General features: G+C 61.4%; 11 protein-coding genes. 6 read left to right on the top strand and 5 right to left on the bottom strand.

The features are described from left to right. Positions 1-7 precede the first annotated feature (7 nt). A complete protein-coding gene (locus BXA01_RS01785) occupies positions 8-220 on the top strand; it encodes a hypothetical protein (RefSeq protein WP_076562862.1) in 213 nt (70 codons plus the stop codon). On the opposite strand, the gene gabP is transcribed toward BXA01_RS01785, so the two are convergent. After that, positions 217-1,623 carry a GABA permease gene (gene gabP / locus BXA01_RS01780; protein ID WP_076562860.1) on the bottom strand — a complete coding sequence of 469 codons (1,407 nt, stop codon included), beginning with the start codon at positions 1,621-1,623 and terminating at the stop codon, positions 217-219. The genes BXA01_RS01785 and gabP overlap by 4 nt on opposite strands. A 235-nt stretch (positions 1,624-1,858) precedes the next feature. After that, positions 1,859-3,985, bottom strand: coding sequence for a TonB-dependent siderophore receptor (locus BXA01_RS01775; RefSeq protein ID WP_076562859.1), 2,127 nt, complete (start codon positions 3,983-3,985; stop codon positions 1,859-1,861). Between the two features lie 266 nt (positions 3,986-4,251). Between BXA01_RS01775 and paoC the strand changes: the two genes are divergently transcribed. Both paoC and BXA01_RS01765 read left to right on the top strand, forming a co-directional pair. Continuing rightward, positions 4,252-6,462 carry an aldehyde oxidoreductase molybdenum-binding subunit PaoC gene (gene paoC / locus BXA01_RS01770; RefSeq protein ID WP_076562857.1) on the top strand — a complete coding sequence of 737 codons (2,211 nt, stop codon included), beginning with the start codon at positions 4,252-4,254 and terminating at the stop codon, positions 6,460-6,462. 25 nt (positions 6,463-6,487) lie between these two features. Further along, positions 6,488-6,820 (top strand): hypothetical protein, encoded by a 333-nt coding sequence (locus BXA01_RS01765; RefSeq protein ID WP_076562855.1) that lies wholly within the window; start codon positions 6,488-6,490, stop codon positions 6,818-6,820. A gap of 207 nt (positions 6,821-7,027) precedes the next feature. On the opposite strand, the gene BXA01_RS01760 is transcribed toward BXA01_RS01765, so the two are convergent. Next, on the bottom strand, positions 7,028-7,612 hold the full coding sequence (locus BXA01_RS01760) for a TetR/AcrR family transcriptional regulator (RefSeq protein WP_041480321.1): 585 nt from the start codon (positions 7,610-7,612) through the stop codon (positions 7,028-7,030). Positions 7,613-7,824: 212 nt separating this feature from the next. On the opposite strand from BXA01_RS01760, the gene BXA01_RS01755 reads away from it, so the two are divergent. The 3 genes from BXA01_RS01755 (at position 7,825) to BXA01_RS01745 (ending at position 11,456) form a co-directional block, all read left to right on the top strand. Then, positions 7,825-8,502, top strand: a complete 678-nt coding sequence (locus BXA01_RS01755) for a type 1 glutamine amidotransferase domain-containing protein (protein WP_076562853.1) — start codon at positions 7,825-7,827, stop codon at positions 8,500-8,502. Positions 8,503-8,604: 102 nt separating this feature from the next. Next, positions 8,605-9,726, top strand: coding sequence for an alkene reductase (locus BXA01_RS01750; protein ID WP_076562851.1), 1,122 nt, complete (start codon positions 8,605-8,607; stop codon positions 9,724-9,726). A gap of 191 nt (positions 9,727-9,917) precedes the next feature. Continuing rightward, positions 9,918-11,456: a cryptochrome/photolyase family protein gene (locus BXA01_RS01745; protein ID WP_076562848.1), complete on the top strand. Its 1,539-nt coding sequence runs from the start codon at positions 9,918-9,920 to the stop codon at positions 11,454-11,456. 6 nt (positions 11,457-11,462) lie between these two features. Here the strand turns inward: BXA01_RS01745 and BXA01_RS01740 are convergent, their stop codons facing one another. Together BXA01_RS01740 and BXA01_RS01735 are read right to left on the bottom strand one after the other, a co-directional pair. After that, entirely contained in the window at positions 11,463-12,965 is a 1,503-nt protein-coding gene (locus BXA01_RS01740) for a sensor domain-containing diguanylate cyclase (RefSeq protein ID WP_076562845.1), read from the bottom strand. A 130-nt stretch (positions 12,966-13,095) separates the two neighbouring features. Beyond that, positions 13,096-14,001, bottom strand: coding sequence for a LysR family transcriptional regulator (locus BXA01_RS01735; RefSeq protein WP_076562843.1), 906 nt, complete (start codon positions 13,999-14,001; stop codon positions 13,096-13,098). Between the last annotated feature and the right edge of the window lie 60 nt (positions 14,002-14,061).

The raw sequence follows: 14,061 nt of genomic DNA, 5'->3' as shown, positions 1-14,061 counted from the left end.
GTGTGCCATGAAGCCGTTTGCCGAAACCAGCGTCGTTTGGCCGCAAGAGAAAACCGGACTGTCCGCCAGCGAATGCGAACGCAGTTTTTTGCTGCCGCAACTGATGGGCTCGCTCGCCGGTGAAACCTGCGCGTTGACGGGCTCATTCAATCAACGTGAGCATCTGCCTTCGAGCCCGAACGGCTGGTTTTCCCTTGGGCTCAAGGCATTGTTTGCTTAGGCTTTGCTCACCGCAACCACTCTGCCCGCCGGCCCATGCTGGCGGCTGGTGATCAGGCCAATGAACGAGATCAGCAGCGCCAGGCCAATGGTCGAAGTCACTTCCAGGCGATGTTCAGGGGTGATCATCATCACTGCCAACGCCGCGCAGATAAAGGCGATGACCAGCCAGGTGAGCCAGGGAAACAGCCACATGCGCAGGGTCATTTCGACCTTTTCCCGTTCCAGTCGGCGGCGCATGCGCAACTGCGAAATGGCGATCACCAGATACACCAGCAAGGCGATTGCGCCGGAGCTGGCGAGCAGGAACTGGAACAGTCCGGCCGGCATGAAATAGCTGAGCAAGGTCACGCCTGCGCCAATCACCGTGCTGGCAATGACCGCCGCGCGTGGCACGCCGGCCGCCGAAGTCACCTTCAATGCCGGCGGCGCATCGCCGCGTCGGCCCAAGGAATAGAGCATGCGCGAGGAAATGTAGATCGACGAGTTCATGCAACTGGCCACCGCGATCAATACGACCACGTCGACGAGGAATTTGGCGTTGGGGATGTTCATCAGTTCCAGTGCGCGCTGGTAGGAACCGACCGAGGCGAGTTGCGGGTCGTTCCACGGCACCACGGAAATCACCACGAAGATCGACAGCAAATAGAAAATGCCGATACGCCAGATCACCGAGCGCGTGGCCTTGGCGATGTTCTGCGCCGGATTGTTCGATTCCGCAGCGGCGATGGTCACCGCTTCGGTGCCGATGAAACTGAACATGATGGTGATGAACGCGCCGACCACCGCCGACATGCCGTTCGGCGCAAAGCCGCCGTGCTCGGCCATCAGCGTGCTCAAGCCACTGGCTTCACGCTCGGGAATCCAGCCCATCAGCACCGCAAAACCCAGGCCGATGAAACCGATGATCGCGATGACCTTGGCCATGGCGAACCAGAATTCGAACTCTCCGTATTTCGACACGCTGAACAGGTTGGTAATCACCAGCAGCACGATCGACAGCAAGGCGAACAACCACGCATCGACCTGGGGAAACCACTGGTTGAGCACGTGCCCGGCGGCCAAGGCTTCGATGGGAATCACCAGCACCCAGAACCACCAGTAGAGCCAGCCGATGGTGAAGCCGGCCCAGCGGCCAATGGCTTGATCGGCGTAGGTGGAAAACGAGCCGGTGTCGGGATGCGCCACGGCCATTTCGCCGAGCATGCGCATAACCAGCACGACCAGCAGACCGGAGAACAGATAAGCGAGCAGCACCGCAGGTCCTGCGGCGGCGATGGCGTGGCCTGAGCCAACGAAAAGTCCTGCGCCGATGATGCCGGCAATGGAAAGCATGGTGACGTGACGCGGTTTGAAACCTTGCGCCAACTGACCGTTGGAGTCCTTGGGGTTCAGGCTAGTCATGGGTTCTTATTGTTCTCATGATCGACGTTTGGGCCACTGACTGTGCGTCAGGCGATCATCATTTCCTTGAGTCGACTCAGGCGAAAGCAGCGACGCAGACGCTTTGCCGACGAAATGATGCTTCACCTTACGTGGCCCGGCCGCCGCGCAACTAGCCTGAGTGCGGCATGCCGATGTCTGATTTCGACATGCCACTCTCAGGCCAGCATGGGTCGGCGGCAACCGCTGCGGCGATTTACAGCGTGTAGGAAATCCCCACCTGCACGGTTCGCGGCGCGCCCGGGTAGGCGTAAACGTTGCCGAAGGCGCCTTCTTCGTAGTCGCGATCGAAGATGTTTTTCACATCGAGATTGAGCCGCACCTTCTCGTTGACCTTGTAGAAGCTCAGCAGGTCGACCACGGTGTAGCTGCCCATGGAAAACGCGGTGTTGGACGTCTGCCCGGCGCGCTCGTCGACGTATTTCAGGCCAGTGCCAAGGCCAAGGCCTTTGAGCGTGCCGTCCTGGAATTCGTACATATTGAGCAGGCTGAAGCTGTTCTTCGGGATGTTCAGCAGGCGCGTGCCGGAGCGCAGCGTGTTGTCCTTGGTCACCTCGGCGTCGACGTAAGCGTAACCGCCGACCACTCGCCACTCCGGGGTGAGGTTGCCGGTGACGTTGACGTCGAAACCACGGCTGCGTACTTCACCAGCGGCGACGCTGAAGGTCGAATCCTCCGGGTCGGTGGTCAGCACGTTGCGTTTTTCGATCTGGTAGATCGCCGCGTCGACGCTCAACTGCTGATCCAGCGCTTCCCACTTCACGCCCATCTCGTAGGACTTACCCTTCTCCGGAGCGAAGCCGCCGCCTTCGCGACTGGCGCCGGTGTTGGGCTTGAATGAGCGCGAGGTGTTGGCGTAGATCGCCAGGGTATCGGTCAAATCGTAGGTGATGCCGATACGCGGGGTGAAGGCGTTGTCGCTGGCCTGCCAGCTCTTGCCGCCGGGCACGTAGGTTTCGTAATCGTGCTCGAAGCGCTCGAAACGTGCGCCGGCCAGCACTTTCAGCTTGTCGGTGAGGGCTACCTGATCCTGCACGAATGCCGCGTAGGTCTTGAGGTTCTCTTTGTCGTGGGTCGGCGTGCGGGTCAGGGCCGGGCGTGGCTGGCCGTAAACCGGATTGAAGATGTCGATCGGGTAGGCACTGACCGCGCCGCTGGAGCGCTGGATGATCGACTTGTAATCGTAATCTTCGTACTCGATGCCGGTGAGCAAGGTGTGCTGCAGACCGCCAGTATCAAAATGCCCGGTGAGGTTAAGCTGGGTGTCCTTGTCGGTCCATTCCAGCTTGCGGTAGTTGAAGTTGCGCCCCAGCGTGCGGCCGTCAGCGGCAATGCCGTTGGCCTCGATCGCGTTGCCCTTGAGCGAGCCGTCGAGCCACTGGAAACCACCGCCCAGGGTCCAGTCGTCATTGAGCATGTGCTCGAAACGCAGTTGCGCCATGTTGTTGTCGTTGTGCAGTTTGCCGACGTCTTTCTCGCCGAAGAAGGTATCGCGCGAGGCGGTGCCGATCTGCGCCGGGTAGCGCGTCACGCCACGATCGAGCGGCGCGTTGTTGCGCATGAAATCGCCTTCGAAAATCAGTTTGGTCGCATCGGTGGCCTGCCAGGTCAGCACCGGCGTGATGCCGTAGCGCTCGGTCTCGACATGATCGCGGAAGGTGTCGCCGCCCTCGCCCACCACATTCAAGCGATAGGCCAGACGCCCTTCTTCATCCAGCGGCCCGGAAGCGTCGAGGGTGCCGCGCTTCATGCCTTGGTCATTCAACTGGCTGCCCAAGGTGACGGTGCGCTCGGGCAACGGCTGTTTCGACACCACGTTGAAGGTACCGCCGGGATCGCCACGGCCATAGAGCATGGTCGCCGGGCCGCGCAGCACTTCCAGACGCTCGATGGTATTGGCGTCGGGCATGTTCGGGTAGCCACGGTTGATCGGGAAACCGTTGCGGTAGAACTCACCGGTGGTGAAGCCGCGCACGGTGAAGGTGGTCAGGCCCTGCCCGCCGAAATTGTTCGCGCGACCGACGCCGCCAGCGTAATCCAGCGCATCCTGCAAACGCGTGGCGCCGAGGTCTTCGACGGCATCCTTGGTGACCACACTGATCGACTGCGGGGTTTCATGAATCGAAGTGTCGGTGCGCGTGGCGCTGGCCGAACGCGTCGCGCGATAGCCTTGCACCGGGCCGTCTGCCCGTTCGTAATCCGCTGTGCCGACCACATCGGTGGCTTCCAGCTCAAGCGTTGAAGAAGTCGATTCGGCTGACTCAGCCCACGAGGAAGAAGACAACGCCTGCAGCACACAAATGGAAAGCAGAGTTCGACGCATGAGGTGAAAACCTTTACGAATAGGCCAGAACGAAGGGCAAAACCGCCAATGAAAACGCGGCGCATGGTATACGGTCGCATTAGTAATTGAAACGTATTCTTATTTGTCATGTTGATCAGGATTGGTGAGCGGGATTCATCACTCCATCCTGAAACCGCGCATTATCAGTGGCGCGTCAATGGCCTAGGCTCGTAGAGATCCGACGCCAACCGATGGCTGCGCCGCGCTACGTGGGCGCAGCCAGCCTGTCTGAAAGGAATTTGCAGATGAAGTTCGACACCCCGGCCGGCTCCAATCCGATCGACCAGCTGAACGTCATCGGCCAACCTGCCGACCGCATCGACGGCAAGCTGAAAACCACCGGCACCGCCCCCTACGCCTACGAGCAAAACGCAGCGGTGCCGGACGCCGCCTATGGCTATATCGTCGGCGCCGGGATCGGCAAGGGGCGTATTGCCTCGATCGATTCGACGCAAGCGCGGGAGGCGTCCGGGGTGATTGCCATCGTCACTTACGAAAACGCCGGGCCATTGGCCAAAGGCGAGTTTTACGTAGCCAGGGCCTTGGCCGGGCCGCAGGTCGATCACTATCACCAGGCCGTGGCGATTGTCGTCGCGGACACCTTCGAACAGGCGCGCGCGGCCGCCGGCTTGCTCGACATCCGCTACGTGGCCGAACCAGGTTCCTTCGATCTGGCGGCTGCGAAAGACTCCGCAACCCCACCGCCACCGGCCGGTTTCGGCCCGCCGCCGCAGACCAGCGTCGGTGACTTCGAAAGCGCCTTCAACGCTGCGCCCGTGCGAATCGATCAGCACTACAGCACGCCTGACCAGGCCCACGCGATGATGGAACCGCACGCAACCATTGCCCGCTGGAGCGGCACGCAGTTGACCTTGTGGACATCGATCCAACAGATCAACTGGGGCGTGCGCGATCTGGCGAAAACCCTCGGCATCGCCAAGGAAGATGTGCGCCTGATCTCGCCGTATATCGGCGGTGGTTTCGGCGGTAAGGGCACGATTCTTTGCGACGCAGTGTTGGCATCCCTGGCCGCTCGACATGCCGGGCGACCGGTGAAAGTCGCGCTGCCGCGGCCGCTGATGTTCAACAACCTGACCCATCGTCCGGCGACGCTTCAGCGCCTGCGCATCGGTGCCAACCGTGACGGCGTGATCACGGCGATCGGCCACGAGAGCTGGTCGGGCAATCTGCGCGGCGGACGCGCCGAAGCGGCTACCGCGTCAACCCGATTGCTTTACGCCGGGGCCAATCGCATGACCCGTTTGAATCTCGCCGTGCTCGATCTCGCCGAGGGTTCGGCGATGCGCGCGCCGGGCGAGGCACCGGGGATGATGGCGCTGGAAATCGCCATGGATGAACTGGCCGAAAAGCTGCAGATGGATCCGCTGCAGTTGCGCATCCTCAACGATTCGCAGGTCGATCCGGAGCAACCGTCGCGGCCGTTCTCCAAACGGCAGTTGGTGGAATGCCTGAACACTGGGGCCGAACGCTTCGGCTGGCGTCAGCGCAACCCTCAACCCGCTCAGCGCCGTGAGGGCGGTTGGCTGATCGGCATCGGGCTGGCCTCGGCGATTCGCGGCGCACCGACGACCGCTTCGGCGGCGCGGGTGCGTCTCGATCGTCAAGGCGTCATCACCGTGGAAACCGACATGACCGACATCGGCACCGGCAGTTACACCATCATCGCCCAGACCGCCGCCGAAATGATGGGCGTGCCGCTGGACCGTGTCGTGGTGCACTTGGGCGATTCGCGGTTTCCGGAATCGTCGGGCTCCGGCGGCCAGTGGGGCGCAGCCTCCTCCACTGCCGGCGCGTATGCCGCGTGCCTGAAATTGCGCGAGGCCGCCGCTCGCGCCGTCGGGATTGACCCGCAGCAAGCGGAGTTTGTCGACGGGCAAATTCGCGCAGGCTCGCAGCAGGCTGCCTTGGCTCAGGCCGCAGCCAATGGCGAGCTGACGGGCGAGGACCGCATGGAATACGGCGATCTGGCCGAGCGTTTTGCCCAGCAGACTTTCGGCGCGCATTTCGCTGAAGTCGCGGTCAATGCGGCGACCGGCGAAATTCGCCTGCGTCGGCAACTGGCCGTGTGCGCCGCCGGGCGCATCCTCAACCCGAAAACCGCGCGCAGCCAGATCATCGGCGGCATGACCATGGGCGCCGGCGCGGCATTGATGGAAGAGCTGGCGGTGGATCATCGAATCGGCTTTTTCGTCAATCACGATCTGGCCGGATACGAGGTGCCGGTGCACGCCGACATTCCCCATCAGGAAGTGATCTTTCTCGATGAAGTCGACCCGTATGCCACCCCGCTGAAGGCCAAAGGCGTTGGCGAGCTGGGTATCAGCGGCGCCGCGGCGGCCATTGCCAACGCGATCTATAACGCCTGTGGCGTACGGGTGCGCGATTATCCGATTACGCTGGATAAACTCATCGGCGAGTTGTCCTACCCGGTCTGAGACTGGATCACGCGGGATATCGCCCATGTACCCCACCACCCCCGATGGCCGCTATTTTGTGGTCAAGCAACAGCTATGGCGTTGCAGCAATCCAGCGCTGCCAGCCGCCGAGCGTGAGGCGTTTGTAGCCGAACTCATGTCAGCGCGGCGTGCGGTCAGAGAGGCGAAGCGTGGCGACGATGCACAGGCGTTGCAGTCAGCGAGAGCTCGCGTCAACGACGCCAAAGTCGCGCTGGGTGAACGCGGGCCGGTGTGGTGGGATGACGGCAGCCCGGATTACAACCGATTCAAGGTGAGCAATACGCCGTATGCGCAGTGGTTCGCCCAACTGCCTGAAGAGGAAAAATCCCCTGACTGAATGTTGAGTGGCCTGATCCGGTACTCCCTGGACATAACTGCGACAATCACCGCAAATCCCTGTGGGAGCTGGCTTGCCAGCGATGGCGGTATATCTGCTACATCAATGCTGGATGTGCTGACCTCATCGCTGGCAAGCCAGCTCCCACAGAGATTGGGGATTAAATGAAGATCGGTGGTTCACTCATACAGGGATCTGCGGCGAGGCTCAGACATGAAGCAAATGCCGGGTCATCGCCATTGAGGTTTCCAGCGACTGCCCGGTGCGCTGCAGTTTGTTCAGCAGACTTGCGCCGAGCCAGAGCTGATACAACGTCTCTGCCAACTTTCGCGCATCGCCCTCGGGCAAGCTTTTGTCATTTTGGCCTTGTTCGATGCATTCGGTGATCCGCGCGACGATGCGTTCGGCGCCGTCGCGCAGGGTCAGGCGCATTGATTCGGAGAGGTCGGCGACTTCGGCGCTGAGTTTCACCACCAGGCATTCATCGCCGTGGCCTTCGAGGGTGCAGCGGTTCTGCCAGCCCTGCCAGTAATCCATCAAACGTTCGAACGCAGTCAGCCCAGGCAATGTCAGGCGGCGCTCCATGTCGGCAAGGTAGTCGACAAAGTAATCCTCGAGCAGCGCCTGGCCGTACAACTCCTTGGATTTGAAGTAGTGATAGAACGAGCCCTTGGGCACGCCGGCGGTCTGCAGGATCTCGTTGAGGCCGACGCTGGTGAAGCCCTTCTCGGCCATCATCCGGTGGCCGGTGTCGAGCAAGTGTTGGCGGGTGTCGTCAAAGGTCGGCTTCATGGTGCGCAAAATTCCAGACAATAGACCAGTCGTATACTTTTCAGGACCGGGAGTTTGCCATAACCGACGGGCAAAAACATTTTCTGAAAAAATTACTAGACGACTGGTCTAATTGGAAACTATGCTGCGCCCCGACACACAAATTCATGCGGCACCGACAACAAGCGAATCCCTCGCCTTCTGCCGATGCCAGACCAACCCAAGGGTGCTCTATGAAAATCTTGATGGTTCTGACTTCCCACGATCAACTCGGCAACACCGGCAAGAAGACCGGCTTCTGGCTGGAAGAGTTCGCCGCGCCCTACTACGCCTTCAAGGACGCCGGCGCCGACGTCACCCTGGTATCGCCTGCCGGCGGCCAGCCGCCGCTCGATCCGAAAAGCGATGAGCCAAACGCGCAGACTGCCGAAACCGATCGCTTCCGCGCTGATCCGGCGGCGCAACAAGCGTTGGCCAGCACCGGTCGTCTGGCTGATGTGAAGGCCGAAGATTTCGACGCCGTGTTCTACCCAGGTGGCCACGGCCCGCTGTGGGATCTGGCCGAAGACAAGGCCTCGATCGCGCTGATCGAAGCCTTCGACCGCGCCAACAAACCTCACGGTTTTGTCTGCCACGCACCCGGCGTGTTGCGTCATGTGGTGCGCGCTGACGGCCAGCCGATCGTCAAGGGCCGTGACGTCACCGGTTTCACCAATGCCGAAGAAGCGGCGGTCGGCCTGACTGACGTGGTGCCGTTCCTCATCGAAGACGAGTTCCAGCGTCTGGGCGGGCGCTATTCGAAAGTTGCCGACTGGCAGGTGCATGTGGTCGCTGACGGGCAATTGGTCACCGGCCAGAACCCGGCCAGCTCTGCCGCCGTTGCCGAAAAGCTGTTGAAGATGCTCGGCTGAATCCATCGCTCCAATCCGATCAACGCCGTGTGCGTACCGCCCGGCGTTGTTTTTTTGCCCAGTCACTAGTCGACTGGTCTAATCAGATTCAAGGCTTACTCCATGAATAACGCTTTCTTCACGCCTGCCAAATTGGGCGCACACACCCTGAAAAACCGCATCGTCCTCCCGCCCCTCACCCGCCAGCGCAGCACGCAACCGGGCAATGTCGCCAACGAGTTGATGGCCGAGTATTACCAGCAGCGCGCCGGTGCCGGTTTGCTCGTCACCGAAGGCACGCAGATCGAACCGCGCGGCCAAGGTTATGCGTGGACGCCGGGCATTCACACTCCGGAACAGATCGCCGGTTGGCGCAAAGTCACCGAGGCGGTTCACGCCGTGGATGGGGTGATCTTCGCCCAACTCTGGCATGTCGGTCGGGTCTCGCACACGGCGTTGCAGCCCAACGGCGATGCGCCGGTGTCGGCCTCTGCGGTGGCGACGGACCGCGTCAGCGTGTTCATCGAAACCGCGCCCGGTGCCGGTGAACTGGTGCCGCCGTCCGCTCCGCGCGCGCTGAGCACCGATGAAGTTCAGGAACTGATTCAGTTGTACATTCAGGCCGCGCGCAACGCGATGGATGCGGGTTTCGACGGCATCGAACTGCACTGCGCCAACGGTTATCTGGTCAACCAGTTCATCTCCGCCCACAGTAACCTGCGCACCGACCAATACGGCGGCTCGCTGGACAATCGCTTGCGCTTCTTGCGCGAAGTGGTGGCCGGCGTCGCCGAATGCATCGGCAAGGACAAGGTCGGTGTGCGGTTCGCGCCGCTGTTCACTACCACCGATGAAGCGCGGACGTATCTGGGCCTGGTCGAGGAAGATCCGCACACAACTTACATTGCCGCGATCAAGATTCTTGAAGACGTCGGCATCGCCTACCTGTCGATCGCCGAAGCCGACTGGGACAACGCCCCAGCCATGCCGCAGACCTTTCGCCAAGCCGTGCGCGACACGTTCAGCGGCGCGATCATTTATGCCGGTCGCTACACCGCCAAAACCGGCGCGCAATTGCTTGAGTCGGGGCTGGCCGATCTCGTTGCGTTTGGCCGACCGTTCATGGCTAACCCGGACCTGCCGGCGCGGATTGCCAATGACTGGCCGTTGAACCAATTGAATCCGGCGACGGTGTATGGCGGCGGTGCCGAGGGTTATATCGACTATCCGACCTACCCCGCATAAGCACACAACACAAATCCCTGTGGGAGCTGGCTTGCCAGCGATGGCGTCAGATCAGTCGATGCATGTGTGCCTGACAAAACGCTATCGCTGGCAAGCCAGCTCCCACACGGGACACTGCGCGCACAATACCTATACATAACAAACAATCTGTATAACTATTGGAGTTCGAATCGTTCACCGGACTTCGCTCCATGCCCCCTGCCCACCGTTTGCTCCTGATCCTCGGCGACCAGCTGTCTTTCGACCTGGCCTCCCTGCAGCCACTCGATCCCCAGCACGACCTGCTGCTGATGGTCGAGGTCATGGAGGAAGCGACCCACGTCGCTCATCATCCGCAAAAGATCGCCCTGATCTTCAGCGCCATGCGCCACTTTGCCGAGGCGTTGCGCGATAAAGGCTACCGCGTCCAGTACGTCCGCCTCGACGACCCGGATAACAGCGGCTCAATTCCCGGCGAACTACAGCGCTGGCAAACCCTCACCGGCGCCGAACAGATTCATATCACCGAATGCGGCGACTGGCGCCTTGAGCAATCAATAAAAGATTCGGGCGTGCCCGTGCACTGGCATTCAGACAGCCGCTTCCTCTGTTCCCGCGAAGAGTTCTCCCATTGGGCCAGCGGCAAGAAACAGCTGCGCATGGAGTTCTTCTACCGCGAGATGCGGCGCAAGAGTCGGCTGCTGCTTAATGGTGACGGCACGCCGGTCGGCGGTGCGTGGAATTTCGATGCGGAGAATCGCAAGGCGCTGCCTAAACACGCCAAACCGCCCTACCCGGCACGTTTCGCCAATGATGCAATCACCCAAGAGGTGCTGGCGTTGGTCGGCGAGCGCTTCGCCAGCCATTACGGCACGCTGGACGACTTCAATTACCCGGTGACCCACGCCGACGCCCAAGCCTTGTGGCAGTACTTTCTCGACTATGCGCTGGCCGGTTTCGGTGATTACCAGGACGCCATGGCCAGTGATGAGCCGTTTCTGTTTCACGCGCGGATCAGCGCGGCGCTGAACATCGGCCTGCTCGATTTGCGTCAGCTGTGCAGCGATGTAGAGGCGGCTTACTGGTCAGGGAGCATCGGCCTCAACGCTGCCGAAGGCTTCATTCGGCAGCTGATCGGCTGGCGCGAATACGTGCGCGGTGTGTACTGGCTGAAGATGCCGGATTACGCCGAGGGCAACGTGTTTGCTAACACGCGTGCGCTGCCGGAGTTCTACTGGACCGGGCAGACACAGATGAACTGCATGCGCCAGGCCATCGGCCAAAGCCTGCAACATGCCTACGCCCACCACATCCAGCGGCTGATGGTCACCGGCAACTTTGCCTTGCTCGCCGGGATTGCGCCGAAAGAGATTTGCGAATGGTATCTGGCGATCTACATGGACGCCTTCGACTGGGTCGAACTACCCAACACCCTGGGCATGGTCATGCATGCCGACGGCGGTTATCTCGGCTCCAAGCCTTACTGCGCCAGCGGCCAGTACATCAATCGAATGTCGGATTACTGCGGCGATTGCGCCTACAAGGTCAAGGAAAGCAGCGCGGACGATGCCTGCCCGTTCAATGCGCTGTACTGGCATTTCCTCATGCGCCACGGCGATATTCTGCGTGGCAATCAGCGCATGGGCATGATGTACAAGAACCTCGACCGCATGCCGCTGGCCAAGCAGGATGCACTGTGGCAACGCGGACAAATGCTGTTGGCGAAACTGGATAGCGGCGAAGCTTTCTAGTGCGCCTCAGGCCTGCCTGGCCATCCCGTTGCGCCCCGCCGCTTTCGCGCGATAGAGCGCTTGGTCGGCGGCCTCGATCAGTTGCGGCAGCGAATCCAGCTGCGCGCCCGTCCCCACCGCCATGCCGATACTCACCGTGATCCGAGCAAACGGACTGCCCGGGTGGGCGATGTTCGCTTGCTGCAAACGCTCGAGCATCAGTTGCGCCACCACCGTCGCCCCCGCGCTGTCAGTGGCCGGCATGATCACCGCCATTTCCTCGCCACCGTAGCGCGCGACCAGATCCGAGGGGCGTCGCACGCAGCCTTCAAGAATCTTGCTGACCGCTTGCAGGCAGGCATCGCCGGCAACGTGGCCCAAGGCATCGTTGAACAATTTGAAGTGGTCGATATCGATCATCAGCAAGGCCAGCGAAGTCCCGTCACGCTGCGCGCGCCGCGCTTCCACCGTCAGCGTTTCATCGAAACAGCGGCGGTTGGCCAGGCCGGTCAGGGCATCCTTCAGCGCCAGCAATTCCAGTTGCCGATTGGACGCAAGCAGCTGCTGTTGGGCATCGCGCAACGCCTCTTCAGCCTCAGTGCGGCGGCGGATATCAAGAATCAGGAACCAACCGATAAGCCCGGTCAGCCCCAGCAGCCCGATCACTACCACCGCCGACAGCGCCGCTTCGATACGCCACGCTGCTAGCGCTTCATCCTTGCCCAGGGCCACGGTGGTGATCAGCGGCAGCGTTTCGCTTTTGCGGAACGCGTAGAGCCGCTCGACACCGTCGAGGCTGGAGGTGTAGGAGGCAGTGCCGACCGAGCGGTCGACGAGGTATTTGGCGTAGATCGGCGATTTGGAGAAGTTGCGGCCCATGTCCTGCTCGCGGAACGGGTAGCGCACCAGCAGCGTGCCATCGGTGTACGACAGACCGATCGCGCCGTCCTGGCCAACGTCGAGCTTGCCGAACACGCGCAAAAAGTTTTCCACCCCCAGCGTCACTGCTACAACGCCAGCGAACTGGCCACCGGCGTCATTGAAGCGCCGACTGATGGTCACCACCCATTCATGATTGGCACGGCTCTGGATCGGCGGGCCAATGAACGGCTCGCGGCTCCGGTTTTCACGGTGGTGAATGAAATAGGCGCGGTCGCTGCTGTTGGCGCCCTCCGGAATCGGCCGGTTGGAGGACATCAGCCAATGTCCGTTCCGGTCATAGATGATGATGCCGCTGAGCTGTGGCATCAGCGGCTGCTGGCGGTCGATCAGGCTCTGGATGCGCTGAATCTGCGCCGGGCCGTTGCCCTCGGTTTCCAGGCGCTCGACCAGCCCGAGCAAGAGCAGCGAGCTTTGCCGGACAATGCCTTCGGTGTAGGTGTTGAGCGCCTGGGTCAGGTTCAGGCCATGCACATCGACCTCGGCCAGCGCGCGCTCACGCGAAGACCAGACTTTCCAGATCGTCAGCGAAGTCAGGGAACAGCCGATCACCAGCAGCAGGAGCATTACAAGGCGAGTATCACGCTTCACGTCAGTACCTTAAGGAAGTCCGGTATCCATTCCAGCCATCATTCGAACGTCGGCACTCACGGCGGCCACGTGTTCCGGGGCGCAAGCATACAAGCAGTGTGCAGCGGCTGCAGCAACAGAGTGTGCAGTGCTAAGCAGCGGGTTTGAGGATTTCCACGAGAAAATCGATGAACACGTTGATCCGGCTCGAACCACGGTGGTTGGGCAGGTACAGCGCGTTGATGCAACTGCTGGCACTGCCGGGATTGACCTCGTAGTGCTCAAGCAAGCGCGTCAGGCGCCCGGCGGCGACGTCGTCGCGCACCAGCCAGTCGGCCAGCAGCGCCACCCCGCCACCACCGATCGCGGCTTCGCGAAGGATGTCGGCGTTGTTGCTTTGCAGGCGGCCCGCAACGTTGAGCTGAATCGGCTCTTCGTCGCCCTGAAAGGTCCAGTGGTGATGGCTGCCGCCGTAGTCGAAGCGCAGGCATTGGTGCTCTAGCAGATCCCGTGGATGTTCGAGCACGCCGCTGCGCGCGAGGTAATCCGGGCTGGCGACAATCCAACGCTGAAACTGCCCGACGCGTTTGCTGACGATGTCTTCACTGACCACCGTCGAGCCGAGCCGCACTGAAACGTCGATCTGCTCGCTGAGCAAATCGCTGACCTGATCGCTCAGCGACAGGCTGATCTCCAGCCCCGGATGGCGTTCGAGCAAGCGGCTCAGGTGCGGCGCGATCAGCCGGCGGCCAAACTCCACCGGCACGCTGATGCGCAAGCGGCCCTGGGCATCACTGCCACGATCGGCGACCACCGCATCGGCTTCGTCGATAGCATCGAGAATGGCCACGGCCTTCTCGAAATAGGTTTGACCGGCGACGGTCACGCTGGTGTTGCGCGTGGTGCGATTGAGCAGGCTGGCGCCCAACTCGTTTTCCAGCCCCGCCACTTGCCGTGTCACCGAAGACGTCGAAATCCCAAGCTTGCGCGCCGCCGAGGAATAGCCCCCGCAGCGCACGGTTTCAACAAACATCTTCAAGGCCAGCAACTTGTCCATAAGCGGGATCCGGTGGTGAGGGAACGCCGCTGATTGTGCATCAGTGCTCGCCACACGTCT

Source organism: Pseudomonas sp. B10 (assembly GCF_900156235.1).
In the GTDB taxonomy this organism is placed as follows: Bacteria; Pseudomonadota; Gammaproteobacteria; order Pseudomonadales; family Pseudomonadaceae; genus Aquipseudomonas; species Aquipseudomonas siliginis.
The sequence above is the reverse complement of the archived record's forward strand: the minus strand, read 5'-3'. Positions and strand labels throughout refer to the sequence as shown.

Coding starts and splice junctions, on each gene's coding strand:
- BXA01_RS01785 (WP_076562862.1), top strand. CDS start 8: ATGAAGCCGTTTGCCGAAACCAGCGTCGTTTGGCCGCAAGAGAAAACC.
- gabP (WP_076562860.1), bottom strand. CDS start 1,623: ATGACTAGCCTGAACCCCAAGGACTCCAACGGTCAGTTGGCGCAAGGT.
- BXA01_RS01775 (WP_076562859.1), bottom strand. CDS start 3,985: ATGCGTCGAACTCTGCTTTCCATTTGTGTGCTGCAGGCGTTGTCTTCT.
- paoC (WP_076562857.1), top strand. CDS start 4,252: ATGAAGTTCGACACCCCGGCCGGCTCCAATCCGATCGACCAGCTGAAC.
- BXA01_RS01765 (WP_076562855.1), top strand. CDS start 6,488: ATGTACCCCACCACCCCCGATGGCCGCTATTTTGTGGTCAAGCAACAG.
- BXA01_RS01760 (WP_041480321.1), bottom strand. CDS start 7,612: ATGAAGCCGACCTTTGACGACACCCGCCAACACTTGCTCGACACCGGC.
- BXA01_RS01755 (WP_076562853.1), top strand. CDS start 7,825: ATGAAAATCTTGATGGTTCTGACTTCCCACGATCAACTCGGCAACACC.
- BXA01_RS01750 (WP_076562851.1), top strand. CDS start 8,605: ATGAATAACGCTTTCTTCACGCCTGCCAAATTGGGCGCACACACCCTG.
- BXA01_RS01745 (WP_076562848.1), top strand. CDS start 9,918: ATGCCCCCTGCCCACCGTTTGCTCCTGATCCTCGGCGACCAGCTGTCT.
- BXA01_RS01735 (WP_076562843.1), bottom strand. CDS start 14,001: ATGGACAAGTTGCTGGCCTTGAAGATGTTTGTTGAAACCGTGCGCTGC.